This is a genomic window from Streptomyces sp. NPDC107471 (assembly GCF_055582845.1).
In genome coordinates, this window is the sequence record NZ_JBVJPC010000001.1 from 313,169 (window position 1) to 339,310 (window position 26,142).

Sequence of the window (26,142 nt, forward strand, 5' to 3'; positions counted from 1 at the left end):
GAGTTGTATGGGAAAGGAACCCGCCGTGCCCCGAGTCGCCCTGGTCACCTACGACCCCCGGCCCGAGCCGAGCAAGGACGCCGACCTGCCCGTGCTGACGGCCGCCCTGCGCGAGGCCGGGGCCGACGCGCGGGCCGTGGCCTGGGACGACGCCGACGTCGACTGGGCCGGCTACGACCTGGCCGTCATCCGCTCCACCTGGGACTACAGTTGGCGGGCCGCCGAGTTCGTCGCGTGGGCGGAGCGCTGCGCCAAGCTGACCCGGCTCGCCAATCCGGCGGAGGTCGTGCGCTGGAACACCGACAAGCGGTACCTCGGGGAGCTCGCGCAGGCGGGGGTCCCGGTCGTCCCGACCCGCTATCTCGCCCCCGGCGACCCGGCGGACCTGCCCGACGACCACGAGTACGTCGTCAAGCCCACCTCCGGGGCCGGTGCGCGGTACGCCGCGCGGTACACGCCCGAGCAGCACGAGACCGCCGTACGGCATCTGCGGCGCATGCACGCCGAGGGGCTGACCGCGATGGTGCAGCCGTACATGCGGGGCATCGACGCGGGCGGTGAGCGGGCACTGCAGTTCTTCGGGGGGCGGCTGCTGCACGCCAGCCGCAAGCGGGCGGTGCTCGCTCCCGGTACGGCCTTCGACGCGCAGAAGACCGCCCACCCGGGCCTGGAGCCCTGGACCCCGACCCCGGCCGAACACGCCGTCGCCGAGCGTGCCCTGGCCACCGTCCCGGACGCGCCCGAATTGCTCTACGCGCGCGTGGACCTCGTGGACGGGGAGGACGGGCAGCCGCGGGTCATGGAACTGGAACTGGTCGAGCCCAACCTCTTCCTGTTCCTGCACCCGCGGTCGGTGGGGCGGGTGGTGGAGGCGGTGCTGGCGGCGGCGGAGCGGTAGAGCGAGTCGGTGCACGGGGGCGGTGGGGCACGCGGCGCAGCGGGACCCCGGCCCCGTGCGCCGGCCAGTCCTCCCCGCTAGTCCTCCTCCGGCTCCCAGTCCAGCAGCCGTACCTTCGCCACCGTGCGGACATGGCGGCGCATCGCCGTGGCCGCCTGCCCCGGGCGCTGGAGGGCGATCGCGTCGAGGATCGCCCGGTGCTGGGCGAGGGAGCGTTCGGGGCGGTGCGGCTGGCGCAGGGACTCGGTGCGGCTCTCGGCGATCTGGTCGGCGATGGAGCGCATGAACTCCGCGAGCAGACTGCTGTGCGCGGCCGCGGTGACCGCCGCGTGGAAGAGCCTGTCGCCCTCCACGCCGTGGCCGCCGTCCTCGATCTCGCCGGCCATCCTGGCGAGGGCCGTGCGCATCGCGACCAGGTCCTCGTCGGTGCGGCGCTCGGCGGCCAGTTCGGCGAGCTTGGTCTCCAGGGCCTCACGGGCGTCGAGGACGTCGGGCAGCCGCCGGCGGCGCTCCACCATCTTCTCCACGGGCTCCACGTCGAGGCTGTCCCGGACGAGATACGTGCCGCCGCCGTGCCGCGCCTCGACCAGGCCCTGGACCTCCAGCACGACGATGGCCTGCTTCACGGAGGCCCGGCTGACCCCGAGACGGGCGGCCAGGTCGCGTTCGGGAGGGAGCCGGTCGCCGGCCCGGAGCCCGCCCTCGGCGACGTACTGCCGCAGCCGGTCCAGCACCTGCTCGTAGAGGCGTGGCTTGGTCATGGGGCGCAGGGCGTCGGTCACGGGTCCCCCTCTCGTTCGTCGGGAGAGTAACACCCCCATAGGGGGTCAATTGGCGAAGTGGCTGAGCCAATTCTGTGCGAGCTCTTGACGTGCCGCACGACCCGCACCACGCTGACCAGCCATCCCCTATTGGCAAAGTGGCTGAGCCAATCATCCAGTCAGCCACTCCTCACCCGCACTCCTCCACGAACCACTCCCCACCCGACCGCTCCGGGGCCCAACGACGGGAGCCCGTATGTCCCCCGAACTCATCTCGATCCTCGTCCTCGTCGTGGTGTTCGTCATCGCCACCACCCGTTCCGTCAACATGGGCGCCCTCGCCTTCGCCGCCGCCTTCGCGGTGGGCGAGCTGGTCGCCGACCTCGACGCGGACGGCATCTTCGCCGGCTTCCCCGGCGACCTGTTCGTCGTCCTCGTCGGCGTGACGTACCTGTTCGCCATCGCTCGGGCCAACGGCACCACGGACTGGCTGGTCCACGCGTCCATCCGGCTCGTGCGCGGGCGGGTGGCCCTGATCCCCTGGGTGATGTTCGCGCTCACCGGCGCACTGACGGCGATCGGCGCGGTCAGCCCGGCCGCGGTGGCGATCGTCGCGCCGATCGCGCTGAGTTTCGCCGCGCGGTACGGGATCAGCCCGCTGCTGATGGGCGCGATGGTGGTGCACGGCGCCCAGGGCGGCGGCTTCTCGCCGATCAGCATCTACGGGACGATCGTCAACGGCATCGTCGAGCGCGAGCACCTCCCGGGCAACGAGGTGTTCCTCTTCCTGGCCTCCCTCGTCGTCAACCTCGTCATCGCGGGTGTGATGTTCGTGCTGTTCGGCGGCCTGAAGCTGTGGGCGCAGGGGGCGGTACCGCTGGACGAGCCCGTCGGCGCCGACGCCGGGGACGCTCCCGCCCGCGGCGGCGGGACACCGGACGACGGTGGAACAGCCTCCGCCCCCTCGGGCGCCACCGGCCCCACCACCGCCCCGGCCCCCTCCCCTGCCGCCGGCCCCGCCACCGCCGTCGCCGCCCGCCCCGACGCCCCGGACGCCGTCACCCGCCTCACCCCCGCCCGTACCGCGACCCTGACCGCCCTCGTCGCCCTGGTCGTGGCCGTCCTCGCCTTCGACCTGGACGCCGGACTCACGTCGATCACCCTCGCGGTGCTCCTGAGCGCCGCCTGGCCGGCGGACAGCCGCACGGCGGTCGGCCAGATCGCCTGGTCCACGGTCCTGCTGATCTGCGGTGTCCTCACCTATGTCGGCGTGCTGGACGAGATGGGCACCATCAAGTGGGCCGGTGAGGGCGTCGGCGGCATCGGCGTCCCGCTGCTGGCCGCGGTCCTGCTGTGCTACATCGGTGCGATCGTCTCCGCGTTCGCCTCGTCCGTGGGGATCATGGGCGCGCTGATCCCCCTCGCCGTGCCGTTCCTCGCGCAGGGCGAGATCGGGGCGGTCGGGATGGTGGCGGCGCTGGCGGTGTCGGCGACGGTCGTGGACGTGAGCCCGTTCTCGACGAACGGGGCGCTGGTGCTGGCCGCCGCGCCGGACGTGGACCGCGAGCGTTTCTTCCGGCAGTTGATGATCTACGGGGGCATCGTGGTGGCGGTGGTGCCCGCGGTGGTGTGGCTGGTGATGGTCGTGCCGGGGTTCGGGTAGGACCGACAGGCGACAACAGGTTAGGAGTTGTGAAGCGTGACCTCTCTCTTCCCGGCCCTCAGGGGCGCCTCGGCGGACCGACCCGCCCTGCGGTTCGGCGACCGCTCGCTCACCTACGCCCAACTCGCCGCCGCGACCGGCACCCTGGCGGCCCGGCTCGCGCACCACGACCGGGTGGCCGTCTGGGCGACGCCGGAGCTGGAGACCGCGGTGGCCGTGGTGGCGGCGCTGGAGGCCGGTGTCGCGGCGGTGCCGCTCAACCCGAGGTCCGGCGCGAAGGAGCTCGGGCACATCCTGAACGACAGCGCCCCGGGCCTGCTCCTCGCCGCGCCGGGTGCCGAACTCCCCTCGACAGTAAGCCACTTGGAGCGCCTGGACATCGACGTGCACGGCACCGCCGGCCCCGCTCCCGAGAGCCCGGCACGTGACGACGACCCCGCTCTCGTCGTCTACACCTCCGGCACCACGGGCCCCCCGAAGGGCGCGGTGATCCCCCGCCGGGCCGTCGCCACCACGCTGGACGCCCTCGCCGACGCCTGGCAGTGGACATCGGGGGACGTCCTCGTGCACGGCCTGCCCCTCTTCCACGTGCACGGCCTGGTGCTGGGCGTCCTCGGTCCGCTCCGGCGCGGCGGCTCGGTCCGGCACCTGGGCCGCTTCAGCACGGAGGGTGTGGCCCGAGAGCTGAACGCCGGCGCGACCATGCTCTTCGGAGTCCCGACGATGTACCACCGCATCGCCGAAACCCTGGCGGGAGAACCGGAGTTGGTGAAGGCGCTGGCCGGTGCCCGGCTCCTCGTCTCCGGCTCGGCGGCGCTCCCGGTGCACGACCACGAGCGCATCGCGGCCGCGACCGGACGCCGGGTGGTCGAGCGCTACGGCATGACGGAGACCCTCATGAACACCAGCGTGCGCGCGGACGGCGTACCGCGCGCCGGGACCGTGGGCGTGCCCCTGCCGGGCGTGGAGCTGCGGCTGGTGGAGGAGGACGGGTCGCCGATCACGTCGTACGACGGGGAGACGGTGGGCGAGATCCAGGTGCGCGGGCCGAACCTGTTCACCGAGTACCTCAACCGGCCGGACGCGACGGCGGCCGCGTTCACGGCGGACGGCTGGTTCCGTACCGGGGACATGGCGGTGCGGGACGCGGACGGGTACGTCCGGATCGTCGGGCGGAAGGCCACCGACCTCATCAAGAGCGGGGGCTACAAGATCGGCGCGGGTGAGATCGAGAACGCGCTGCTGGAGCACCCGGGCGTGCGGGAGGCGGCCGTGACCGGGGAGCCGGACCCGGACCTGGGCGAGCGGATCGTCGCGTGGATCGTCCCGGCGGACCCTCAATCTCCGCCGACGCTGGACGAGTTGGCGGACCACGTGGCCCGTCGCCTGGCTCCGCACAAGCGCCCCCGGGTCGTCCACCACATCGACTCACTCCCCCGCAACGACATGGGGAAGATCATGAAGCGGGCGCTGCATGCCTGAGCGTCTGTCCGCACGCGAGACGGTCGCGCTGCTCGCCGACGACTTCCGTGAGATCCCGTACCCCGAGCGGCGGTCGAAGCCCGACGGCCCGCTCGCCTGGCAGGGCTACGACGCCTCGCGTGCCCGGGCCGCCGAGCGCACCGGCGAGCGGGAGTCGGTCATCTGCGGCACCGCTCACGTCGAGGGCGTCCGGACCGTCCTGATCGCCTTCGAGTTCGGCTTCCTCGGCGGCTCGCTGGGCGAACGCACCGGTGACCGGCTGGAGGCGGCGTACCGGTACGCCCGCGCACACCGCCTCCCGGTCGTCCCGTTGGTGGCCACGGGCGGCAGCCGTATGCAGGAGGGCATGCTCGCCCTGTCCCAACTCCAGCGGGTGGCCCGGGAGTCGGCCCTCACCCGGGCGGCCGGCCTGCCCCAGATCGCGGTCCTGCGCGACCCCACCACGGGCGGCGGCTGGGCCACCCTGGGCGCGGGTGCCGACGTGGTCCTGGCCCTGCCGGGGGCCCAGGTCGGCTTCGCGGGTTCCCGGGTCCGCCCGCCGGACGCGGACCCGGCGGCGTACACAGCGGAGGCGCAGGTGGCGGCGGGCGCGGCGGACGCGGTCGTACGGCCGCACGAGCTGCGGCGGACGCTGGGGTTGTGGCTGCGGCTGCTGGCACGGCCGTCGGGCGGATCCGGTGACGGAAAGGGGGACGGTGACGGGGACGGCACGGAGCTCCCTGGACCACCCATTGAACCCGCCCCTGTCCCGGCCCCCCTCGGCACACCCGACCTGCCCGCCACCGGGTGGGACGCGGTCCGTCGGGCCCGTTCCCCCGAGCGGCCGCGCGCGGCGGCCTACCTGGACGCCTACTTCACCCGGCGCGCGGCCGTCTCCGGCGACCGCTGCGGCGGCACCGACCCTGGCATGCTGTGCGGCTTCGGCGAGCACGGCGGCCGCACCGTCGCGTACGCCGCCCAGACCGGTACGGCGACCCGCCCCGCCGGGTACCGCACCGCCACCCGTCTGATCCGCCTCGCGGACCGTCTCGGCGTCCCGGTGCTCACGCTGGTGGACACCCCGGGCGCGGCCAACGACGCGGAGGCCGAGCGTGCGGGCGCGGGGGCGGCGATCGCCGACCTGTTCACGACGGTCGCCGCCGCGCGCACCCCGATCACCACCCTGCTCATCGGCGAGGGCGGCTCCGGGGGCGCCCTGGCCCTGGCGGCGCCGGGACGCACGTACGCCACCCCGGACAGCTACTTCTCCGTGATCGCGCCGGAGCTTGCGGCGGCCATCCTGAAGCGCGCGCCGGAGGAGGTGGAGGCGACGGCGGACCAGTTGCGGATCCGGCCGCAGGACCTGGCGGAGCTCGGGGTGGTCGTACCTCCTGAAGGCGGGGGCAGTCCGCGGCACCCCTGATCCGGACTCATGCGACCTTGTCCGGAGTCTGGTCGGGGCCCGGAACACAAAAACCCCCATTCAGCCGCGCCCCGCCCGGCCCCCCAGGAAAGGCGGCTCCTGCCCCGCCGCCGCACGATGCCACTAAGCCCCGCCACCCGGCGCGGCCCCACGGTCTGTGCTCTCGGGAGGACCTGCCATGACCGCCAGTCTGGAGCAGCTACGCCGCTGCCACTTCGCCGTCGACCTGGGCGCGGCGCGGACGCGGGTCTACGTGAAGGGGGCCGGTCTCGTCGTCGACCAGCCGTCGGCCGCCGCCGTGAACACCCGTACCGGCGCGCTGATCGCGGTCGGCGAGTTCGCCGAGAAGATGACGGGGCGCACCCCCGACTACATCCGGGTCGTGCGGCCCGTCTCCGGCGGCACCGTCGTCGACATCGAGATGGCCCAGCGCATGCTCCGCCATCTGCTCGGCGACCGGATCCGCCGCAATCTGCGCCGCAAGCCCCGGCTGCGGGCCGCCGCCTGCACCCCGCACGACGCCGACCCGCTGGCCCGGCGCGCGGCGATCGAGACCCTCGTCGGACTCGGGGCGCGGCGCGTGGAGCTCGTGGACACTCTCATCGCCGCCGCCGTCGGCTGCGGACTGCCCGTCGAGCGGGCCGAGGCCACCATGATCATGGTGTGCGGGGCGGCCGCCACCCAGGTCGCCGTGCTCTCCCTCGGGTCGATCGTGACCGCCGAGCGCATCCCGGTCGGCGGCGAGGCCGTCGACCACGCGATCGTGCAGCACCTGCGTCACGAGCACGAGCTGATGCTGCCCAGCCAGTCCGTGCGGCCGCTCCAGCTCGCCCTCTCCGGCAACGGCCTCACCCCGCAGGGCCCCGCCTCCACCGAGATCCACGGCCGGGACGTCGCCACCGGGCTAGCCCGTTCCGTGCAGGTCGACACGGCCGCCGTACGGGACGCGATCGAGACCCCGCTGACCGCCGTGCTCGACGGCATCGGCCGGGTGCTGCGCAACTGCCCGCCCGACCTGGTGGCCGACCTCGCCGACCGCGGGATCATGATGGTGGGCGGCTCGGCCCTGCTCCCGGGGCTGGACCAGATGCTGCGGCACGCCACCGGGATGCCGGTGCACATCGCCGAACGGCCCGACGTGTGCGCCGTCCAGGGACTGGGGCACATGCTGGAGGGCAAGATCGAGCCGCTGTCGCTGAACCCGCTCGCCACCTGAGGGGCGGCTCCTTCTCGCGGGGCCGGCGACGGTGAGGCCCCGTCAGACCATCTCGGGCACCCGGGTCCTGCCCTCGGGGTGGAAGCGCTCCAGCCGCCGCGGCGGCACGATGCTCGGCAGCAGCATCTCCCACATGAGGGTGGTCTCCTCGGTCAGGTCGGCCCGGCCGCTGAGGACCTGGGAGCTGAGCTGGAGTCCGGTCCAGGAGCCGACGATCAGCCGGGCCACCCGTCCGGGGTCGAGGTCCGCCTTGACGTCTCCGCGCTGCTGGGCCTGGACGAGGCACTCCCGGAAGAGCTCGATCCACCGGGTGTAGGGCTCGCCGGCCGGGCCGGCCTTGGCGCTGCGGTCGATGACGAGCCGGATGCCGGCCCGCACCCGGACGTCCGCCACCAGCCGCCGGGCCATGGCGTGCACGATGTCGATGACGGTCTGCATCCCGGGTCTCCCCTGGTCCGTGACCGACTCCAGGGCGGAGAACTGCTCGTCGACGAGGGCCTGGGCGAGCTCCTCCTTCGAGCCGAAGTGGAAGTAGAGCGCCCCCTTCGTCACCCCGGCCTCCTTGAGGATGTCCCCGAGCGACGTGCCGTGGTACCCCTCGGCGTCGAAGACGCGGGCCGCCCCGTCGAGGATGGCCGACCGGGTGACCTCCGCGCGTTCCTGCCTGACCATGCGCCCACCCCTGCCTGTGTCACGACGAGCTCTCGCGATCAGTCTGCCTTCCCGATCAACAAAGAAACCAACCGACTGGTACTTTTCCGGGCCGTTCGGGGTAACACTCCGGAGGACGTGGGGGGGTCGGATGGCGGACTGGATCCGGGTGGGAACCGTCGGCGCGCACGCCGGGCGGGGAGGGCGTCGCACCATCCCTCTCCCGGCACCGCGGTCCCTAAACGACGTGCAGATCACGGCAGTCGGGCGCGGCCGGGCCGAGCGGACGCCGTCCGGCGAGACCGGTGTGAGCGGGTGCGCCCCTGTGTGCTCCCCGCCGGCGGCGGCTACGGTGGAGTATCCGACGGCTGTGGGAGGCTCTCTCGTGACGAGCGGAACCGCGACGACCCGACAGGCCGGAACCTCTTCCACCGTGACCGCTCCGGCCCTCACCTCCGTGACCCGCATCGGTGTGACGGGCCACCGCCGCATTCCGGGCCCGGTCCTGCCGGGCGTGCGGGCGGAGATGCTCAGACACCTCGGCGGCGCCCTGGAGGCCCTCTCCTGCCTCGCGGCCGGCGCCGACCAGCTCTTCGCGGACATCGCCCTGGACAACGGCGTCCCGGTGACCGCGGTGATCCCGGGCATGGACTACGAGGCCCACCTCGACGACGACGCGGCCCGCGCCGGGTACCGCAGGATCCTGGGCGCCTGCGCGAACCGGGTCGAGCTGCCGCTCGAGCCGACGCACGAGGAGGCGTACTTCGCGGCGGGCCGCTGGATCGTCGACCACTGCGACCGTCTGATCGCCGTGTGGGACGGCCGCCCGGCCCGGGGGCTCGGCGGCACCGCCGACGTGGTGGCCTACGCGCGCAGGACGGAGGTCCCGGTGACCGTCCTGTGGAAGCCGGGCGTCCACCGCGAGCCCTGATCGCCAACTCCCCAATGGGTAAACCGCTCTGAGGTTCCGTCAACCACCGAACCCGCCCAACCAGTCCGAGTGCTGCGGTGACACCAGCCGTTCCGCCTCGGCCACGGCGTGGGCCCACCGCTCCTCGGTCACCGTCGTGCTCATCTCCACCCGCAGGGTCTCCAGATCCTGCTCGACGAGCGAGTGCGCATAGGTCAACGGCCGGTGCCTGCGCACCTCCTGCCAGGCCACGCCGGCCGCCGCGGACGCGCTGAACACCCCGGTCAGGTCCCAGCCGCCGAGCATCCCGGCCGCCCGGAGCACGGCGGCGAGCAGGGCCAGCAGGGTCAGTACGGCGGTCACCGACGACCACCGCACGGAGGCGCGGTGGGCCTGCGCGGCGCGGCGCCGGTACCAGGCGTGCTGCTCCATCAGCCGCTCGCGCAGATAGACGTCCCGCCGCACCGGGAAGGCCTTCGCCCGCACCTGCCGCATCACCGGGGTTATCTGCCCCTCGCCGCGGGCGTGGGCGCCGTTCCTGGAGTCCTCCCAGCCCACCTTGCGCATCTCCCGCAGCCGTTCCTCGACCCGCTCGGCGAACAGCGCGTCCGCGTTGGCCACTTGGGAGTGGAAGACACCGCCGTGCACCATGTACTGCCAGGCCAGGGACTTCAGCATCTCGGCGACGGCACGATGGGCCTGCCAGCGGGCGCGGGCCCGCCGGCGCGTGGTGCGCAGACCGATGCCGATGGTCAGGGCGTACAGCAGCGCGGCCAGGAACGCCGGGACATGGCTGTCCAGGCGTTCGGCCAGCATGGCCGAGGTGGTGGCGGCCAGCAGGACGACCAACTGGGCACGGACAGCGCGGAAGGATTCACTCTGACGGGTGATCGCGAGTTGATCGTTCAAACGGAAGAGCGGGGGGAGGTCGTCGTCGTTCCATGTGACGCCCGGCCCCGGAATACCGACCCTCATGGCCCACCCCCGACAACAGGCTCGCCCGGACATCCGAGTATGGGCGCGTACGCGCGCGCTAGCCATGCTCCGGAGCCCTTCGGCTGGGGTAGGGTCCGCCTAAAACCGGGTTGTCTCTGTCTCATGGTTCGATTTCCGACACCGGGCCTCAGGTCTCCTTGGGCCGGGGACACGCCGGTCCCCACGGAAGGAGACATCAGACAGATGAAGGCTCAGACGGTCACGGAACGCGCGACGGCCGCCGGCTCCGCTCCCCACGGTCAGCACACCCCGCTGGGTGCGATCGACTCCACCGCCACGACGAAGGCCGCTGACCGGGTCACGGGTGGTCCGGGACGGCGTCCGACGACGTTCGACTCGGCGCTGTAGGACGGACGTCCGGCAGCGACCGCGCGCGCCGTCCACGACGGCGTGCGCGGTCGGTCCGCCGGAGTACGGTCGGATACCACAACACACCTGTGCGGTATCCCAATTGGCCGATACTTGGCGTGCGGGGGTGACGGAGAGCGGTAGCGTGTGCTAAGTGACCGTTTCCACGGGGGACCACCCACTCCAGCAACTCGTCCTGAAGATCCACAGTCGGTGTGATCTGGCGTGCGACCACTGCTATGTGTACGAGCACGCGGACAAGAGCTGGAAGACCCGCCCGGTCGTGATCGGCGAGGACACGGTCCGTCGGACCGCCGACCGGTTCGCCGCGTACGCGCGTGACCACGACCTCTCCTCCGTGACCGTCATCCTGCACGGCGGCGAGCCCCTGCTGGCCGGTCCGGCCCGACTCCGGTCCATCTGCGCCGAGTTCAGCTCCGCACTCGACGGTGTCGCCGAGCTGGAGCTGAAGATCCACACCAACGGCATGCAGCTCAGCCGCCGCCATCTGGACGTCTTCCGGGAGTACGGCGTCCTCGTCAGCGTCTCGCTCGACGGCGACCGGGCCGCCAACGACCGGCACCGGCTGGACCGCAGATACCGGAGCAGCTACCACCGGGTGCTGCGCGCCATCGACCTGCTGCGCACCGAGGAGTACCGGCACCTCTTCGGCGGACTGCTCTGCACGGTCGACGTGGCGAACGACCCCGTCGTCGTGCACGACACCCTCTCGGCCCTCGCACCGCCCCGCATCGACTACCTGCTCCCCCACTCCACCTGGGACACCCCGCCACCACGCGGCACCTCCGGTTCGGCGACGCCGTACGCCGACTGGCTGCTCGCCGTGTTCGACCGCTGGACGGAACAGGGCCGCAAGGTACGGGTGCGGACCTTCGACTCGGTGCTCAGCACCCTGCGGGGCGGGCCCAGCCTGACCGAGGCCATGGGGCTGGCCCCCTCCGACCTGGCGGTCGTGGAGACGGACGGCTCCTTCGAGCAGGTGGACTCGCTCAAGACGGCCTACGACGGCGCTCCGGCCACGGGGTTCCACGTCGACCACCACACGTTCGAGCAGGTGGCCCGGCATCCCGGCGTCCAGGCCCGGCAGCGCGGTCTGCTCGGGCTCTCGGAGACCTGCCGCGCGTGCCCGGTGGTGGAGTCCTGCGGCGGTGGTCTCTACGCCCACCGCTACAGCAGCGAACGCGAGTTCGACAACCCGTCGGTGTTCTGCGCCGATCTCCGCGCTCTCGTCGACGGGATCGCCGAGCGGATCACCGACCGCGCCCTCTCGCCCGCCGTCCTCGACCCCGAGGCCCTGCGGTTCGCCCGGCAGGAGCTGGACCGGACCCTCCTCGCCTACGCCAACGAACGGCTGGCCGGGCACCCCGACTGGGACGCGGCCTGGCTGGCCCTGCTGCGGCTGGACGCGGACCGGACCACCGCGGAGCACCTCAACCGGGTGCTGTCCCACCCCTACCTGCGAGCCGCCCTGCGGCACGCGGAGGCGGCCCACGTCACCGCCGCCCGCTTCGCCCGCGTCGCCGTGGCGGCGGCCGTGCACGCGCACGCCCCGCTGGAGCTCACCTGGGAGCAGCCGGACCGGGAACTGCACCTGCCGACCCTCGGCACCCTGACCCTGCCCGCGCCGGGACGGGTGGCGGCCGAGGTGAGCGCACGGGGTCTCGACGTCCGCACCGACGACGGCACCCGCCTCACTGTCGGCGACCAACCGACCGACGCCTGGCGGCCGTTGACGCTGCTGAAGGTGACCGCCACCGAGCCGCTGCTGATCGACGACGCGGACCCGCGCCGTGCGGTCTACCCGGCCCCCGTCACCGCCCCCCTGGAGCCGGACGAACTCGACGCGTTCCGGGAGCAGTTGCGGACCGCCTACGAGCTGATGGCGGAGCGAGGTTCCGGGGCGGACGACGACCGCAACGCCCTGCGCGTGGACGCCGTCACCCCGCTCGTCGCGGGGTCCGGCGTGCGGCTCGCCGTCGACGGTCTGGGCGGGCTCGGAGTCGCCGTCGACTTCGAACCCGACGCTTTCGTACGGGAGTTGCCGCGTCTCGGGCGCCAGGCCCGGCTGGCCGCACTGCGGGCGACGACCGATCTGCACGTGCCGGGCAACCAGGCCGGGCGGCTGCTCACCGAGGCCGTCGACGGTCTGGGCGACGTGGCCTACTGGGGCCCCGGGACCCCCGAGGGCCGCCGCTCCCTGGCCCGGGCCGGACGCGCCCTGGCCGCCCTGACCGAACGGCCCGACCGTGACCTCACCGAGAGCGGCGAGGTGCTGGCCGCGGAGCTGCGCGCGGAGTGGACGACGATCGCGGGGCGACCGTGACGGAGACGGTTGCCCGGACCGCCCTGGGGGAGGACGACCGTCAACTGGCGGACTTATTGACGGAGTTACCGCTGCGCCCCGAGGTCCCCCTCATGGTCCACGCCTCCCTGAGCGGCACCGGCCTGTCCCCCACCCGGGTCCGGGACACGCTGCTCGACGCGCTCGGCCCGCGCGGCACGCTCGTCGTGCCCGCCTTCACACCCGAGAACTCGGACAGCTCCCGCGCCCACCGGGCCCTCGTCGCCCACCTCGGCGCGGAGGAGGCCGAGCGGTTCCGCGCGTCGATGCTCCCCTTCGAGCCGGACGCCACGCCCTGCCCCTCGATGGGCGCGCTGGCCGAGTGCGTGCGGACCACTCCGGGAGCCGTGCGCAGCGCCCACCCGCAGACCTCGCTGGCCGCGATCGGCCCGCGCGCGGGCGAGCTGCTCGCCGGGCACGACCCGCACTGCCACCTCGGCGAGCGCTCCCCGCTCGCCAAGCTGTACGCCGCCGACGCCCAAGTGCTGTTGCTGCGCGTCGGGTTCGAGGTGTGCAGCGCCTTCCACCTCGCCGAGTACCGGATGACCCCGCGACCGCCCCGGCGGCAGTACCGCTGTGTGCTGGGCGACAAGGGGAACTGGGTCACCTACGAGGACCTGACCTTGGACGACGGTGACTTCGCGGAGGCCGGCGCACGGCTTCCGGGTGAACTCCTCGTGCGGCGGGAATGGTCCGGAAGACCGGTCACGCTGTTCGGAATGCGGGCCGCCGTCGACGACGTACGCGATCAACTGTCCAGATCTCGTCTCCGGAATGACGTGAAATAAGCGATCCGTCGGGCCTTCTGGTCGGGCACATTGTTCTTCCGGTTCCAGGTGGCTCCGGCTACGGGGTCACCGACGCGCAGGGGGGCGTGTTGGACACACCTGACGGAGAGTGGGGCCAGGCCCCGGCCGAGGGGCAGCCCTATTTCTTCCTCAGCTACGCCCACACCCCGCCGTGGGGATCGGGCGGCGGCGACCCCGACCACTGGGTGCACCAGCTCTACCGCGACCTGTGCAACCACATCATGGCGCTGACCGACCTGCCCGCCGGGGCCGAAGTCGGCTTCATCGACCGGGAGATGGGCTCAGGGGTGGGCTGGCCGCGCAAGCTCAGCGAGAACCTCGCCCGCTGCCGCGTCTTCGTACCGCTGCTGTCACCGCGCTACTTCACCAGCGAGATGTGCGGCCGGGAACTGTACGCGTTCAACGAACGCCTGCTGCACGCCCGGGCCGTCGGCGGACGCGAGGTGTCCGCCATCGTCCCGGCCCTGTGGACGCGCGTCGACTTCCACCAACTTCCCGACTCCATACGTCACATACACCTGGACCGCACGACCTTCGGCGACCGTTACGCCACCAACGGCTTCTACGGGCTCATCAAGCTCAGCAGACTGCGCGACGAGTACGAGGAGACCGTCCTCACCCTCGCCCAGCGCATCGTCCAGGTGGCCGAGGAGACACCGCTGCCGCCCGGCCGGCTGCGCGACTACGAGTCGACCCCGAGCGCGTTCCGCCCGCGCGGCGAGGAACCCCGGCACATCCATCTGACGGTGGCCGCGCCCACCCTCGACAGCGTCCCCGGGGACCGGGACCCGCGCCCGTACGGCGAGGACCCGCTGGACTGGAACCCCTACCACTCCGAGTCGACCCGTCCGCTGCCCGCCCTGGCGGAGGAGCTCATCCGCTCGCTGGACTACCGCCCCACGGTCTCCTCCTTCGACGACGAGGACACCGAGGGCCCGCTCTCCGCGGGCACCGGCGAGGAGGGCGGCAAGACGGGCCGCCCGCGCATCCTGCTCGTCGACCGGTGGACGCTCACGGACGAGGAACGGCGGCGCAGGCTCAAGGCGTTCGACGCGCAGGCCCAGCCGTGGGTGAGCGCGGTCGTCCCGTGGAACCGCGCCGACCTGCAGTGCCACGGCGACGAGGGCCAGCGCCTGACCATGGAGTTCGAGCGCACCCTGCCCCTGCTGCTGGAGCGCGGCAGACGCACCGACTGCCGTACCGCGGTCAACGGCGTCCCCACCCTCAAGGCGTTCACCGACGTGCTGCCCGCCGTCGTGGCGCACACCACCCGGCAGTACCTGAAACACGCGGAGGCGCATCCGCCGCCGGGTCCGCACGTGCCCAGGCCCCGTCTGCTGGGCCCCATCCAGCCGCCGTACCCGGAAGGCGGACCCGACCACGGAGGAGAAGCATGACGGGCCCGCGCGACGGACGTGTCATCACTTTCTATTCCTACAAGGGCGGTACGGGCCGCACCATGGCGCTCGCCAACACCGCCTGGATCCTGGCCGCCAACGGCAAACGGGTGCTCGCCGTCGACTGGGACCTGGAGGCGCCGGGCCTGCACCGCTTCTTCCACCCGTTCCTCGACCCCAAGGCGCTGTCCGCGACCCCGGGCGTCATCAACATCATCCAGGACTACGCCTGGGCCGCGACCACCGGAACCCAGCGCCCCGACGACTGGCACTTGTCCTACGCCCAGGTCGAGCAGCACGCCGTCTCCATCCGCCCCGAGCGCTTCGACCTGCACTTCCCCGAGGGCGGCTCCCTGGACTTCCTCTCCGCGGGCCGCCAGGACCGGGCCTACTCGGCGGCGGTCACCTCGTTCGAGTGGGACAACTTCTACGAGCGTCTCGGCGGCGGCACCTTCCTCAGGGCCCTGCGGGCCAGCATGAAGGCGACGTACGACTACGTCCTGATCGACAGCCGCACCGGCCTGTCGGACAACGCCGACATCTGCACCATGGAGATGCCCGACGTCCTGGTGGACTGCTTCACCCTGAGCGACCAGGCGCTGGAGGGCGCGGCAGTCGTGGCCCGCAGTGTCGAGGAGGGCTACCGGCCGCGCCGGATACGGGTCCTGCCGGTGCCGATGCGCATCGACGAGGGCGAGAAGGAGAAGGTCGACGCCGGCCGCGCGCTGGCCCGGATGCGCTTCGAGGGACTGCCCAAGGGGGCGGACGGCCGGCCGCTGAGCCAGGAGGAGCTGAGCGCCTACTGGGGCAACGTCGAGATCCCCTACCGCCCCTACTACGCCTACGAGGAGACCCTCGCCACCGTCGGCGACGAGAGCGGCATCGCCAACTCGCTGCTGTCCGCCTTCGAGCGGCTCACCGCCGTCATCTCCGACCGCGAGGTCACCTCCCTGCCGCAGATCCCCGAACCGGTCCGGCTGCGCTGCCGGGACGCGTACCTCAGGCGCCGGCCGCTGACCAGCGTGGCCGACGTCGTGGTCGCGTACGCGGCGGAGAAGCGGATGTGGGCCGACTGGGTGGAGTACCTGCTGAAGCGGGCGGGCTGCGAGGTCACGCTGCACGAGATCTCCACCGGCCCGGTCGAGCCGGCGGAGACCACCGCCCACACGGTGGTGCTGCTGTCGAAGACCTTCCAGGAGTCCCGGTACGCCGACTCCGTCTGGCGGGCACTCGGCGAGCGGCCCCAGGACGGGGCACGCGGTTCGGTGGTGCCGCTGCGCGTCGAGGAGGTCCCGCTCCCGGAGCCCTGCACCGACCTGCACCGGCTCGACGAGACGGAGTGCGTGGCCGCGCTCCAGCGGGCACTGGAACTGCCCTTGCAGCAGGCGGAGAACAGCCCGTCGGCGCCCCGCTTCCCCGGCATCACCCCCGGCATCTGGAACGCGCCCCAGCGCAACACGACCTTCACCGGCCGGGCCCCGATCATGGACCGGATCCGCACCCAGCTCGGCGAACTGTCCGGACCGCCGCAGCCGCAGGCGCTGTTCGGACTGGGCGGCGTGGGCAAGACCCAGCTCGCCATCGAGTACGTGCACCGGTTCATGGCCGACTACGACCTGGTCTGGTGGATGTCCGCCGAGCATGTCGACGACGTGGTCGCCTCGCTCGCCGAACTCGCCCCGCTGATAGGCGCGACGGGCACCGAGGAGGACATGACGAAGGCCAGCCAGGAAGCCGTGCAGCGGCTGTCCCGGGGCCTGCCGACCAAGCGCTGGATCCTCGTCTTCGACAACGCCGGCGACCCCGCGGAGCTGGCCCGCTACTTCCCCACCGGGGACGGCGGCCACATCCTCGTCACCTCCCGCAACCAGGCCTGGTCCCAGCACGGGGCATCCCAGCAGATCGACGTCTTCGAGCGCAAGGAGAGCATCGAGCACCTGACCCGGCGCACCGAGGGCGGGCTGACGGCCGAGGACGCCGACCGGGTGGCGGAGGCCGTCGGCGACCTGCCGCTGGCGGTCGAGCAGGCGGCGGCCTGGCTGGCCGAGACCGCCACCCCGATCGAGGACTACCTGCGGCAGTTGGCCCGGCAGACCACCGAGGTCCTGGACCTCAACCAGCCGCCCGACTACCCGCGCACCGTCGCGGCGACCTGGAACGTCTCGATCGAACAGTTGGAGAAGCGCTCACCCGCGGCGGTACGGCTGCTCCAGCTCTGCGCCTTCCTCGCGCCCGAGCCGATCTCCCAGCAGTTGCTCTACAGCAAGGAGATGATCGCGGCGCTCAAGCCGTACGACCCCTCCCTCCAGGAGAGTCTGCTGCTCGGCCGGGTCATCCGGGAGATCGGCCGGTTCGCGCTGGCCAAGGTCGACCAGAAGACCAACAGCCTCCAGGTGCACCGGCTGGTGCAGGCCGTGATCCGCTCCCAGATGCCCGAGGAGAAGCAGCACGAGGCCCGGCACGTCGTGCACACGGTCCTTGCGGGCGCCCGGCCCGACGGTGACGAACCCATCGACGACCCGACCACCTGGCCCCGCTTCGGCGTCATCTGGCCGCACCTGGCCGCCTCCGACGCGCGCAACTGCCGGGAGGCCGACACCCGCCGTCTGCTCATCGACCGGGTCCGCTACCAGTGGAAACGCGGTGACTTCCTGGCCGCGCGGCGACTGGCGGAGGACCTGCTCCAGCACTGGCGGCCGGTGCTCGGGGAGGACGACGTCTACTACCTCTACCTGCGCTTCCACCTCGCCAACGTGCTGCGCTCGCAGGGGCGTTACGTGGAGGCCCGGGAGATAGGGGAGGACCTGCTGGAGCGGCAGCGCCGGGAACTGGGCGAGCAGCACCCGCACACGTACGCCACCATGTCCGCGCTCTCCAGCGACCTGGCCGCCCTCGGCGAGTACACGAAGGCGGTCGAGCTGGCGAAGGAGGCGCACGTCGGCTTCAGCGAGATCTTCCACGAGTCGCACCGGCGCACCCTCAGCGCGGCCAACAACCTCGCCCTGGCGCTGCGGATGGTGGGCAACTACGGCGAGGCCCGCGGCATCGACCAGGACACGCTCGACCGGCGCATGGCGGTCCTCGGCCCCGACCACCCGTACACGCTGGCCTCGGCCGAGCGCCTCGGCCGGGACCTCAGGGAGGTCGGCCGGTACGCGGAGTCGGTGTCGATCCTGTCGCGGACCTACGCGGCCCACAAACGCATCCTGACCCGGGAGTTCCCCGGCACGCTGCGCTGCGCCAAGTCCCTGGCGGTGTCGCTGCGCCGCAACGGCCAGCTCGAGGACGCCCGGCGGCTGACCGAGGCGACCCGCAAGCAGTACAAGGACCAGTACACGGCCCCGACCCCCGACTCGCTCGCCTGCGAACTGAACCTGGCGGCCGACCTGTTCGCGGCCGACGAACGGGACCGGGCCCGCGAGGTCGCCCGGGACGTGCTCGCCGAGTACATGAAGGTGCCGGGCGAGGCCCACCCGTACACCCAGGCGGCCCTGAACAACCTGGGGATCTTCCACTGGGGCTGCCGGGACCTGGACGAGGCGGAGGCGGTGTTCCTGAAGGTGCTGCCCCGGATGGCGGAGGTGCTGGGCGAGCACCATCCGCACGCCGTGTTCTGCAGCGTGAACTACGCCAACGTCCTCTACGACCAGGGCCGTTACGAGGAGGCGCGGGAGCGGGACGAGGCCGCGCTGCCGGTGCTGCGCGGGGCGCTCGGCGGCCACCACCCCGAGACGCTCGCCGTGGTCACCAACCTGGGGCTCACCCTGCGCGCCCTGGGCCGGGACAGCGAGGCCCGGGCCCTGCGGGAGGAGGCGATGGCGGAACTGCGCCTGCTGCTCGGCGAGGACAACGGCATCACCCTCCTGGCGAGCCGGGACCGGCGGATCTACCGGGACCTGGAGCCGCTGTCGGTGTGATCCGAGGCGGGGCGGCACCGGCCGACGGGGCGGCGCCGCCCGTCAGTTCACCCGCGCGTCGGTGAGCAGCCAGTCCAGTACGGCGGGCAGGGCGCGCAGCGCGGCGAAGTGGGCCGACGTGGGCTCCAGGACGGCCGTGGCGCGTGGGATGCGGTCGGCGAGCCAGGAAGCGTGCGAGGCCGGGGAGAAGACGTCGTCCTTGCCGTGCCACAGCAGCACCGGGACCTTGATCCGGGCCGGGTCGAACCCCCAGGAGGCGGTGAGCGCGAGGGCGTCGTCGATCCAGCCGTACGGTGAAGTGCGCAGCGCCTCGCGGTAGTTGCGCAGCAGCATCGAGCGGATGGTGTTGTCCGAGACGATCAGCCGGTCGTCGGCGGTGAGGTCCTCGCGCAGTTCCTCCAGCAGCCGCGCGGGGTCGCTGCGGATGGCGGCGGAGCGCGGGATGATCCCGGCGGCGAACCGCTCGGGGTCGGAGGCGGCCGTGCTCAGGGCGACGACGTTGGACGGAGCCATCCCGGCGTACCAGTCCAGGCCCTCGGCGTCACGCGGTGCCCAGCCCACCATCGCCGCCGCCCGGGTGACCCGGTCGGGGAGCAGCGCGGCGCAGGCCAGGGCGTGCGGGGCGCCGGCGGACCGGCCGGCCACCGCGAACCGGTCCAGTTCGAGGGCGTCGGCGACATCGGCGACGTCCCGGGCCACGTCCGCCACCCGGCGGCTCGGCATCCGGTCCGAACCGCCGTACCCGGGACGGTCGTAGCTGATGAGGCGGGCGCCGCGCTGGTGGAGGAACATCGAGCGGGGTTTGGGCCCGACCCGGCTGCCCGGCATGCCGTGCAGGAGGAACACGGGGCGTCCGTGCGGATCCCCCGAGACCTCCACCCGTAACCGTCGTCCGTCCGCCGTACGCACATGGTCGGGCACCGCCGCGCTCCCCCCACCCGAGGCCTTGACCGGGCCACGCTGCCCGAACCTTGCCCACGCGGGCGTACGGCGAAACGAATTCGCAGGTCAAACGGGACCGGGGCCGGACGGACCGGCGCAGTTCGGCCATCGCGGCGAGGTCCCGCCGGGGCCGCCGGCCGGGGCGCGGGGCGCGGGGCCGGTCAGAGGGCGAACCAGCAGCGGACCGCCGTGCCGTCCGGCCCGGTGTGCACCCGTACGAGGTCGGCGACGAGGTTGACGATGAGCAGACCGCGGCCGCCCTGCTGGTCCCGGGAGGGCGGGCGGCGGCCGGCCAGCAGGTCGCTGAGGTGGCCCCGGTCGCGGACCTCGCACACCACGTGCCGGTCCTCGGCCCACACCCGCAGCAGGCCCGAACCGCCGCCGTGCACCACGCTGTTGGTGGTCAGCTCGGCGACGGCCAGCGCCAGGTCGTCGAGCCGGGGCCGCACGAGCCCGAACCGCTCGGCCGCGTCGGACGCGAAGTGCCGGATCTCGCCGAGCACATCGGCGACGAAGGCGTGGGCGGCAACGTCCGGGGCCGGGGGCAGCGGGGTGTTGTAGCGGGCGTACACGGCCTCGACGTCGTACCGTCCGCTCTCCTCCTCGCGTCCGGACCCGGCGTCGACGACCACGGGGTGGGTGGCGTAGGCGTCGGCGACGGCCTGCGGGTCGAGGCGGCCGGTGTCGTAGGGGCACAGCACGGTGACCTCGCGGCCCCGGAAGGCGGTGTTGATGAGCGCCTCGTGCTGGACGCAGGCGGGGTACTCGACGGCGGAGCGGCCGGCCCAGACCGGTTCGCCGACGATCGAGACGCGGGTGCCGGGCGGCTGGGCGTCGGCGAAGGCGCGCAGCACCCCGGGGATGATCCGGCCGGGATTGCGTCCGGCCTCCCGCATGTCGAGGAAGCGCACGGTCTTCTCGGCGCCGAGCTCCGCCTTCAGCAGCCGCAGGTTCTCGGTGGGCACGGCCACGGCCACCGGTTCGCCGGCGGCGAGCGCCTTGTGCACGAACGGCACCACTCCGGCGAGGTACTCCCGCTCGTCGCGGTAGAAGAGCGCGGGATGCGCGAACGGATCCGTGGTCCCGGCCACGGTGGTCACGGTGTCACCGCGTTCCCGCGCGCCGGAGGGCGGCGGCGTGCCGCCTCGTACCGGATCCTCACTCCGACTCCTCACCGCCGACCCGACTCTGTCCCTTCCGATACGTCTCCCCTCCCGGAACGTCTCCTGTCAATACCTGGACGAGACCGCGTTTACCCCCGGAGTGCGCCCGTCACGCCCCGGCGGCCCTGGTGTACTCCCCCTTCGGAGGGGCAGGCGCATCCCAGCACCGGCGGATCCGCGCTGCCGTGCGCGGGGCCGGGATCCGGCGGCGATCGGTGACTCAACGTCGTGACGACTGTGGGGAGCAGCGAGGCGGACATGGGCTCAGCGACACACATATCGTTCGCAGGGCGGCTGAACACCCTGACCATCGACGGCGGCGTGGACGGGGGCGGGGCCGTGCTCCACCCCCGCGGCGATCTGGTCCACGGCTGCGCGGACACCCTGGCCGGGACCCTGGCCCGACTGCCGGACGGCGTCGACCGGGTGGACCTGGACATGTCCGGCGTCGCCTTCATGGACACGACGGGGCTGCAGTTCCTGGAGGTCCTCGACACCTGGGCCCGCCGCCGTCGGGTACGGGTGTCGGCGACCGGCTGGAACGAGCAGCCGCGCCGGGTCCTGGCGGCGGCCGGTCTGGATCCCGGCGATCCGCTGCACGGTCCGGGGACGCGCCGGGAGCCCGTGCCCTCCGCCGTGGTCCTGGAGCGCGCCCAGCAGCTCGACCGGCTGCGCACGGAGGTCGAGCAGCTCCGGCAGGCGATCCTCACCCGCCCGGTCATCGACCAGGCGCGCGGGGTCCTGATGGCCACCCACGCCTGCTCCCCGGATCAGGCGTGGGACGTCCTGCGCGAGGCCTCCCAGCTCTCCAACACCAAGCTGCGCACGGTCGCCGCGGTGGTCACGGCCGGTGCCGAGGGCGGTGGCCCGGTGCCGTCGCCCGCACTGCGCCGGGCGCTGCGGACGGCGATCGACCGATGCCTGAACTGACCCGCGGCCGGGGGGATCCGTGTCAGTACGGCAGCAGCCGTCCCGACGGGGTCCTGCGGTCGATCTCGGGCTGCCGGGTGTCACGGGAGGACGAGGGCCGGCGGCTGACGCGAACGCGGATCTGGCGGTTCATGGCGCCCTCCTCGGGCCTTGACTGCTGTTCCCCGACACGGACCAGCCTCGTCTCCGAGTCCCGCCCGCACATCGTGCCCACGGAGGCACCTGTCCTGCCTCCCCGGGACGACCGCACCACCTCCCGCTACTCCCGGGGGAGGAGAACTACCCCCGAGAACGCCCGATCAAGCCTTGGCCGACGGGACGCGAAGGAACACCGGCCCGCGCGCGAGGCGCACACTGGAGGGGCGCGGCGGCCGGAAGCCGGTTCTCCGCGCTCCTTCGGGCGGGTTCGCGGGGCCCGGACACACGCACGCCAGGAGGGGCCATGCGCACAGGCACAGCTCCGGACGCGCCGGCGCCCCGCGCCGCACGGCGGTTCGGTGTCCCACGGTGGCTCGCGGCCCTACCGCTCCTTGTGCGCCCCCTCGTGCGCCCCCGTCGGCGTCCGGCTCCCGTCCGCCCGTCGCGGCCGGAGCAACTGCGGGCGCTGCTCGGGGTGCTGGACGAGGCCGTGGCCGCGCAGGGGCCGGCCGACGAGGCGGTGGCCGCGTGCGGCGCGCCCGGCCCGGTGCCGCGCGGGACGGCACGGGACTGCGGGGTGCAGAGCATCGGCCTGCACCGGCTGCGCGCCCGCCTACAAGACCTCGGGACCACCGACCCGGACCTGCTGGCGGCGCAGGCCCGCGCGGCCCGGCTGCTCGCCTACGACCTGTGGATGCTGCGCGCCTCGATGAACCTGGCCTTCGCCGACCGTCCCGTCGCCCGCACCGAGGCGGCCCGGCTGGGCCTCAACGGCCTGGGGCGTCCCGCGGACGACCTGCGCCGGCTGCGCGACACCCTGCGCGCGGAACTCCCCGAGGGCTGAGCCGGCGCGGTTTAATCGTTTCATCCTGAGCGTCAGATCAAATCTTCGACCCAGGCATTGACCGGCGTGTGGCGGAACCCTAACCTCCGGGCAACCCCGTTGAAACCTTTCACGAGCCGAGGCCGCGCCATGCCCTGGGACCTGTCACGCCGAAGACTTCTCCAACTGGGTGGCGCCACGGCCGCCTCGGTCGTCCTGACCGGCCCCCGCGCCGTCGCCGCCCCCGGCGCACCGCCCGCGCCGACCGGCACCCTGACCGACCTTCTGCCCCGGGCCCTCGCCACGACCGCCGGACAGCGGCCCCGGTTTAGCTGGCAGGTCCCCGACTTCGGCGCCGGAACCGTGCAGCGCGCCTACCAGGTGCAGGTGGCGGCCACGCCGGGCGGTTTCGAGGACGACCGGCTCGTCTGGGACTCGGGACGGCGGATGTCCGCCGACTCCGTCGCCGTACCGTACGAAGGGCCGCCCCTGGAGCCCCGTACCGCCTACTGGTGGCGGGTAGCGAGCTGGGGGGAGAAACGATCCTCCTGGTCGGCGCCCACCCTGCTCGCCACCTCGGTCGAGGACGAGTGGCGGGCCGAGCCGATCTGGGTGCCGGCCGGTCCGGTCATGACCGACGGCACGCTCACCGTCCGCGTGAGGATCACCGCCGTGGCCGCCGGCGTCTGGTTCCGGGCCGCGAACACCGCCGACAACTACCTGTGGCAGCTCCGCGCCGGCAGCCCCGGCGTGCTGCGCAAGCACGTCTGCGTCAACGGCACCTACACCGTCCTCGGCGAGGTGCGGCTGCCGTCCGCCGTCACCACCGGCCAGTGGCTGGACCTCACCGTCACCATGACCGGCTCGACCTTCACCACGTCCGTCGACGGCGTCACCGTCGACACCACCACCGACAGCCGCTACGCCTCCGGCAACATCGGCCTGCGCAACGGCCTGACCGAGTCCCAGGTCTACGACCGGGTCACGTTCACCGCCGCCGACGGGACCGTCCTGCTCGACGACGACTTCACCTCCGACCGGGGCACCTTCGCCGCCGGCACGGTCGCGGCGGGCACGCTCACCCTCCCCACCGGCGCCAACTCCCTCTCGTCCTACGGGGCCGACGACACCTGGGCCCTGCTGCGCCACGAGTACGCCACCGACGCGGGCAAGCGGGTGGCCGCAGCCGTCCTCTACGTCGCCGCGACCTCGCCGGACCCCGCCCGCCAGTACGTGGCCAAGGTGTGGAGCAACGGCACGGTGGTGGGGTACGCGTCGGTGCGCTCCGGCAGCGGCACGGCCTACCAGGCGTTCGACCTCACCGCCACCCTGGGGAGGACCAACGCGCTCGCCGCCCTGTGCTGGACCACCTCCGAGCAGCGTTTCCTGGCCCAACTGGAGATCACCTACACCGACGGCAGCCGCACGACCGTGGCCTCGGGGGACCACTGGAAGGCGCGCCGCCAGGCCGGGTTGCTGCCGTCGAGGGGCAGCGCGGGCAGCAGCTACTACGGCGTCCCGCAGGAGTACTGGGACCTGCGCCAGGAGCCGGTCGGCTGGACCCGGCCCGGCTTCGACGACAGCGGCTGGCTCACCCCGGCCGTGCGCACCGCGATCACCTCGCTGGTGCCGGCCCCGATCGAGCCGGTGCGCCTCCACGACGTCACCCCCGCCTCCGTCACCGAGGTCGCCGACGGGCGCTGGCTGGTGGACCTCGGGCGGGAGATCGTCGGCGGACTCGCCCTGGACGTCACCGGCAGCGCGGGCGACACGGTCGAGGTGCGCCTGGGCGAGGAGCTGAACCCGGACGGCACGGTCAGGTACCAACTGCGCGCCACCAACAGCTACCGCGAGGTGTGGACCCTGCGCGACGGCGGGCAGCGGTTCGAGCACTGGGGCTACCGCGGCTTCCGCTGGGCGGAGCTGCGCACCTCACTGGACCTGTCCGGGGCGGTCGTCACCGGGCGCGCGTGGAAGCTGGACTGGGACGCCGAGGAGGTATCCTTCCACAGCTCCGACCCCGCCCTGGACCGGGTCTGGGAGCTGTGCCGGTACTCCATCGAGGCCACCCGAGGCGACCTCTACCAGGACACCCCGACCCGGGAGCGCGGCCCCTACGAGGGGGACGCGCTGATCAACCAGCTCTCCGAGTACGGCGTCCAGCGCTCCTACGCCCTGACCCGCTGGTCCATCGACTACCTGGTCCGCAAGGGCACCTGGCCCACCGAGTACCGGCTGATGTGCGCCCTGTCCGCCTGGGAGGACTACCTCGCCACCGGCGACGACCGCCAACTCGCCAAGGACTACGACCTGTTGGCGGCGAAGAACCTCACCGGGCACCTGGACTCGCGGGGGTTGGTGAGCAAGGCGCCCGGCAGCAGCAGCCAGGACCTGGGCGACCTCGTGGACTGGCCGGTCGCCAGCCGCGACGGATACGTGTTCACCAACGTCAACACCGTCGTGAACGCCTTCCAGTTCGCGGCCTTCGACGCGCTCGCCAAGTGCGCCGAGGCGCTGGGCAGAACGGACGACGAGAAAACGCTGCGGGATCGCGCCGACACGCTCGCCACCGCCATGCGAGCCACCCTGCTCGACAGCGCGGCGGGCCGCTTCCTCGACGGCGAGGGCACCACCCACAGCGCCCAGCACGCCACCGCGTTCCCGGTCGCCCTCGGCGTCGCGGACCCGCTGGACGCCGACGTACGGGCCCGGCTCGGGGACACCCTGGCCGCGGGCGGGATGCGGGTGAGCGTGTACGGGGCGCAGTTCCTGCTGGACGCGCTCTTCCGGCTCGGCCGCTCCGACGCGGCGCTCGCACTGCTCACCTCGACGGCCACCAACTCCTGGCTGCACATGCTGGATTCGCTCAAGGCCACGATCGTCACCGAGGCCTGGGACCCGGCGCTGAAGTCCAACACCACCTTCTCGCACGCCTGGGCCTCCGCCCCGGCCAACGCCGTCGCGCGGCACGTGCTCGGTGTGCGGGTGAGCGCACCCGGCGCGGCGGAGTTCCTGGTCCGCCCGAGGACCGGCGCCCTGACCGACGTCTCCGGCACGGTGCCGTCGGTGCGCGGCCCGGTTCAGGTCGCCGTGCACCGCTCGGCCGACGCCCACACGACCCGGGTCACGGTGCCGCCCAACTCCCGTGCGGTGCTGGAGGTGGAGATCGGTGCGGCGGACCAGGCGGGATACCGGGTGACGGGACCCGACGGGGGCCGGTTGCCGGCCAGGGCGTTCACCGACCTCACCGGCACGGTGCTGCGGGTCGGGCCCGTCGGCTCCGGCACGACGAGGGTCGAGCGGCTGCGGCCCTGATCCCCGGGCGGCCGCCCCC

Annotated in this window: 19 protein-coding genes; 14 read left to right on the plus strand and 5 right to left on the minus strand. The window is 73.0% G+C overall.

What is annotated here, in order from left to right; translation table 11 throughout:
* The first annotated feature begins 25 nt into the window (after window positions 1-25).
* Window positions 26-898, plus strand: a complete 873-nt coding sequence (locus ACZ66S_RS01435; RefSeq protein WP_469899655.1) for an ATP-grasp domain-containing protein — start codon at window positions 26-28, stop codon at window positions 896-898.
* Between the two features lie 77 nt (window positions 899-975).
* On the opposite strand, the gene ACZ66S_RS01440 is transcribed toward ACZ66S_RS01435, so the two are convergent.
* Entirely contained in the window at window positions 976-1,680 is a 705-nt protein-coding gene (locus tag ACZ66S_RS01440) for a FadR/GntR family transcriptional regulator (protein ID WP_469898856.1), read from the minus strand.
* Between the two features lie 235 nt (window positions 1,681-1,915).
* On the opposite strand from ACZ66S_RS01440, the gene ACZ66S_RS01445 reads away from it, so the two are divergent.
* The 4 genes from ACZ66S_RS01445 to ACZ66S_RS01460 all read left to right on the plus strand — a co-directional run bounded on the left by ACZ66S_RS01445 (window position 1,916) and on the right by ACZ66S_RS01460 (window position 7,422).
* Window positions 1,916-3,322 (plus strand): SLC13 family permease, encoded by a 1,407-nt coding sequence (locus tag ACZ66S_RS01445; protein ID WP_469898857.1) that lies wholly within the window; start codon window positions 1,916-1,918, stop codon window positions 3,320-3,322.
* A 36-nt stretch (window positions 3,323-3,358) separates the two neighbouring features.
* A complete protein-coding gene (locus tag ACZ66S_RS01450; RefSeq protein ID WP_469898858.1) occupies window positions 3,359-4,804 on the plus strand; it encodes an acyl-CoA synthetase in 1,446 nt (481 codons plus the stop codon).
* A complete protein-coding gene (locus ACZ66S_RS01455) occupies window positions 4,797-6,206 on the plus strand; it encodes a carboxyl transferase domain-containing protein (RefSeq protein ID WP_469898859.1) in 1,410 nt (469 codons plus the stop codon). The genes ACZ66S_RS01450 and ACZ66S_RS01455 overlap by 8 nt, the downstream gene beginning before the upstream one ends.
* Before the next feature lie 178 nt (window positions 6,207-6,384).
* On the plus strand, window positions 6,385-7,422 hold the full coding sequence (locus ACZ66S_RS01460) for a rod shape-determining protein (protein ID WP_469898860.1): 1,038 nt from the start codon (window positions 6,385-6,387) through the stop codon (window positions 7,420-7,422).
* Between the two features lie 42 nt (window positions 7,423-7,464).
* Here ACZ66S_RS01460 and ACZ66S_RS01465 read toward each other — a convergent pair whose 3' ends face one another.
* On the minus strand, window positions 7,465-8,094 hold the full coding sequence (locus ACZ66S_RS01465; protein ID WP_469898861.1) for a ScbR family autoregulator-binding transcription factor: 630 nt from the start codon (window positions 8,092-8,094) through the stop codon (window positions 7,465-7,467).
* 412 nt (window positions 8,095-8,506) lie between these two features.
* Between ACZ66S_RS01465 and ACZ66S_RS01470 the strand changes: the two genes are divergently transcribed.
* Complete coding sequence (locus ACZ66S_RS01470) at window positions 8,507-9,004, plus strand: hypothetical protein (protein ID WP_469898862.1); 498 nt, start codon at window positions 8,507-8,509, stop codon at window positions 9,002-9,004.
* Window positions 9,005-9,043: 39 nt separating this feature from the next.
* Here ACZ66S_RS01470 and ACZ66S_RS01475 read toward each other — a convergent pair whose 3' ends face one another.
* On the minus strand, window positions 9,044-9,958 hold the full coding sequence (locus ACZ66S_RS01475; protein WP_469898863.1) for a DUF4231 domain-containing protein: 915 nt from the start codon (window positions 9,956-9,958) through the stop codon (window positions 9,044-9,046).
* Window positions 9,959-10,162: 204 nt separating this feature from the next.
* Between ACZ66S_RS01475 and ACZ66S_RS01480 the strand changes: the two genes are divergently transcribed.
* The 5 genes from ACZ66S_RS01480 to fxsT all read left to right on the plus strand — a co-directional run bounded on the left by ACZ66S_RS01480 (window position 10,163) and on the right by fxsT (window position 18,812).
* Window positions 10,163-10,327 carry a hypothetical protein gene (locus tag ACZ66S_RS01480; protein WP_469898864.1) on the plus strand — a complete coding sequence of 55 codons (165 nt, stop codon included), beginning with the start codon at window positions 10,163-10,165 and terminating at the stop codon, window positions 10,325-10,327.
* A 154-nt stretch (window positions 10,328-10,481) separates the two neighbouring features.
* Complete coding sequence (fxsBH, locus tag ACZ66S_RS01485) at window positions 10,482-12,671, plus strand: radical SAM/SPASM protein FxsBH, inactivated beta-hydroxylase extension form (protein WP_469898865.1); 2,190 nt, start codon at window positions 10,482-10,484, stop codon at window positions 12,669-12,671.
* Window positions 12,672-12,763: 92 nt separating this feature from the next.
* Entirely contained in the window at window positions 12,764-13,477 is a 714-nt protein-coding gene (locus ACZ66S_RS01490) for an AAC(3) family N-acetyltransferase (RefSeq protein WP_469899656.1), read from the plus strand.
* An 86-nt stretch (window positions 13,478-13,563) separates the two neighbouring features.
* Window positions 13,564-14,895, plus strand: a complete 1,332-nt coding sequence (locus ACZ66S_RS01495) for a TIR-like protein FxsC (protein WP_469898866.1) — start codon at window positions 13,564-13,566, stop codon at window positions 14,893-14,895.
* Window positions 14,892-18,812, plus strand: a complete 3,921-nt coding sequence (gene fxsT / locus ACZ66S_RS01500) for an FxSxx-COOH system tetratricopeptide repeat protein (protein WP_469898868.1) — start codon at window positions 14,892-14,894, stop codon at window positions 18,810-18,812. The genes ACZ66S_RS01495 and fxsT overlap by 4 nt, the downstream gene beginning before the upstream one ends.
* A 42-nt stretch (window positions 18,813-18,854) precedes the next feature.
* Here fxsT and ACZ66S_RS01505 read toward each other — a convergent pair whose 3' ends face one another.
* Entirely contained in the window at window positions 18,855-19,733 is an 879-nt protein-coding gene (locus tag ACZ66S_RS01505; protein ID WP_469898869.1) for an alpha/beta fold hydrolase, read from the minus strand.
* 182 nt (window positions 19,734-19,915) lie between these two features.
* On the minus strand, window positions 19,916-20,845 hold the full coding sequence (locus ACZ66S_RS01510; protein WP_469898871.1) for an anti-sigma factor RsbA family regulatory protein: 930 nt from the start codon (window positions 20,843-20,845) through the stop codon (window positions 19,916-19,918).
* A gap of 330 nt (window positions 20,846-21,175) precedes the next feature.
* Here ACZ66S_RS01510 and ACZ66S_RS01515 point away from each other — a divergent pair, with 330 nt between their 5' ends.
* The 3 genes from ACZ66S_RS01515 (at window position 21,176) to ACZ66S_RS01525 (ending at window position 26,123) form a co-directional block, all read left to right on the plus strand.
* A complete protein-coding gene (locus ACZ66S_RS01515; RefSeq protein ID WP_469898872.1) occupies window positions 21,176-21,847 on the plus strand; it encodes an ANTAR domain-containing response regulator in 672 nt (223 codons plus the stop codon).
* A gap of 442 nt (window positions 21,848-22,289) precedes the next feature.
* Window positions 22,290-22,829, plus strand: a complete 540-nt coding sequence (locus ACZ66S_RS01520; protein WP_469898874.1) for a hypothetical protein — start codon at window positions 22,290-22,292, stop codon at window positions 22,827-22,829.
* A 129-nt stretch (window positions 22,830-22,958) separates the two neighbouring features.
* A complete protein-coding gene (locus ACZ66S_RS01525; protein WP_469898875.1) occupies window positions 22,959-26,123 on the plus strand; it encodes a family 78 glycoside hydrolase catalytic domain in 3,165 nt (1,054 codons plus the stop codon).
* Window positions 26,124-26,142 lie beyond the last annotated feature (19 nt).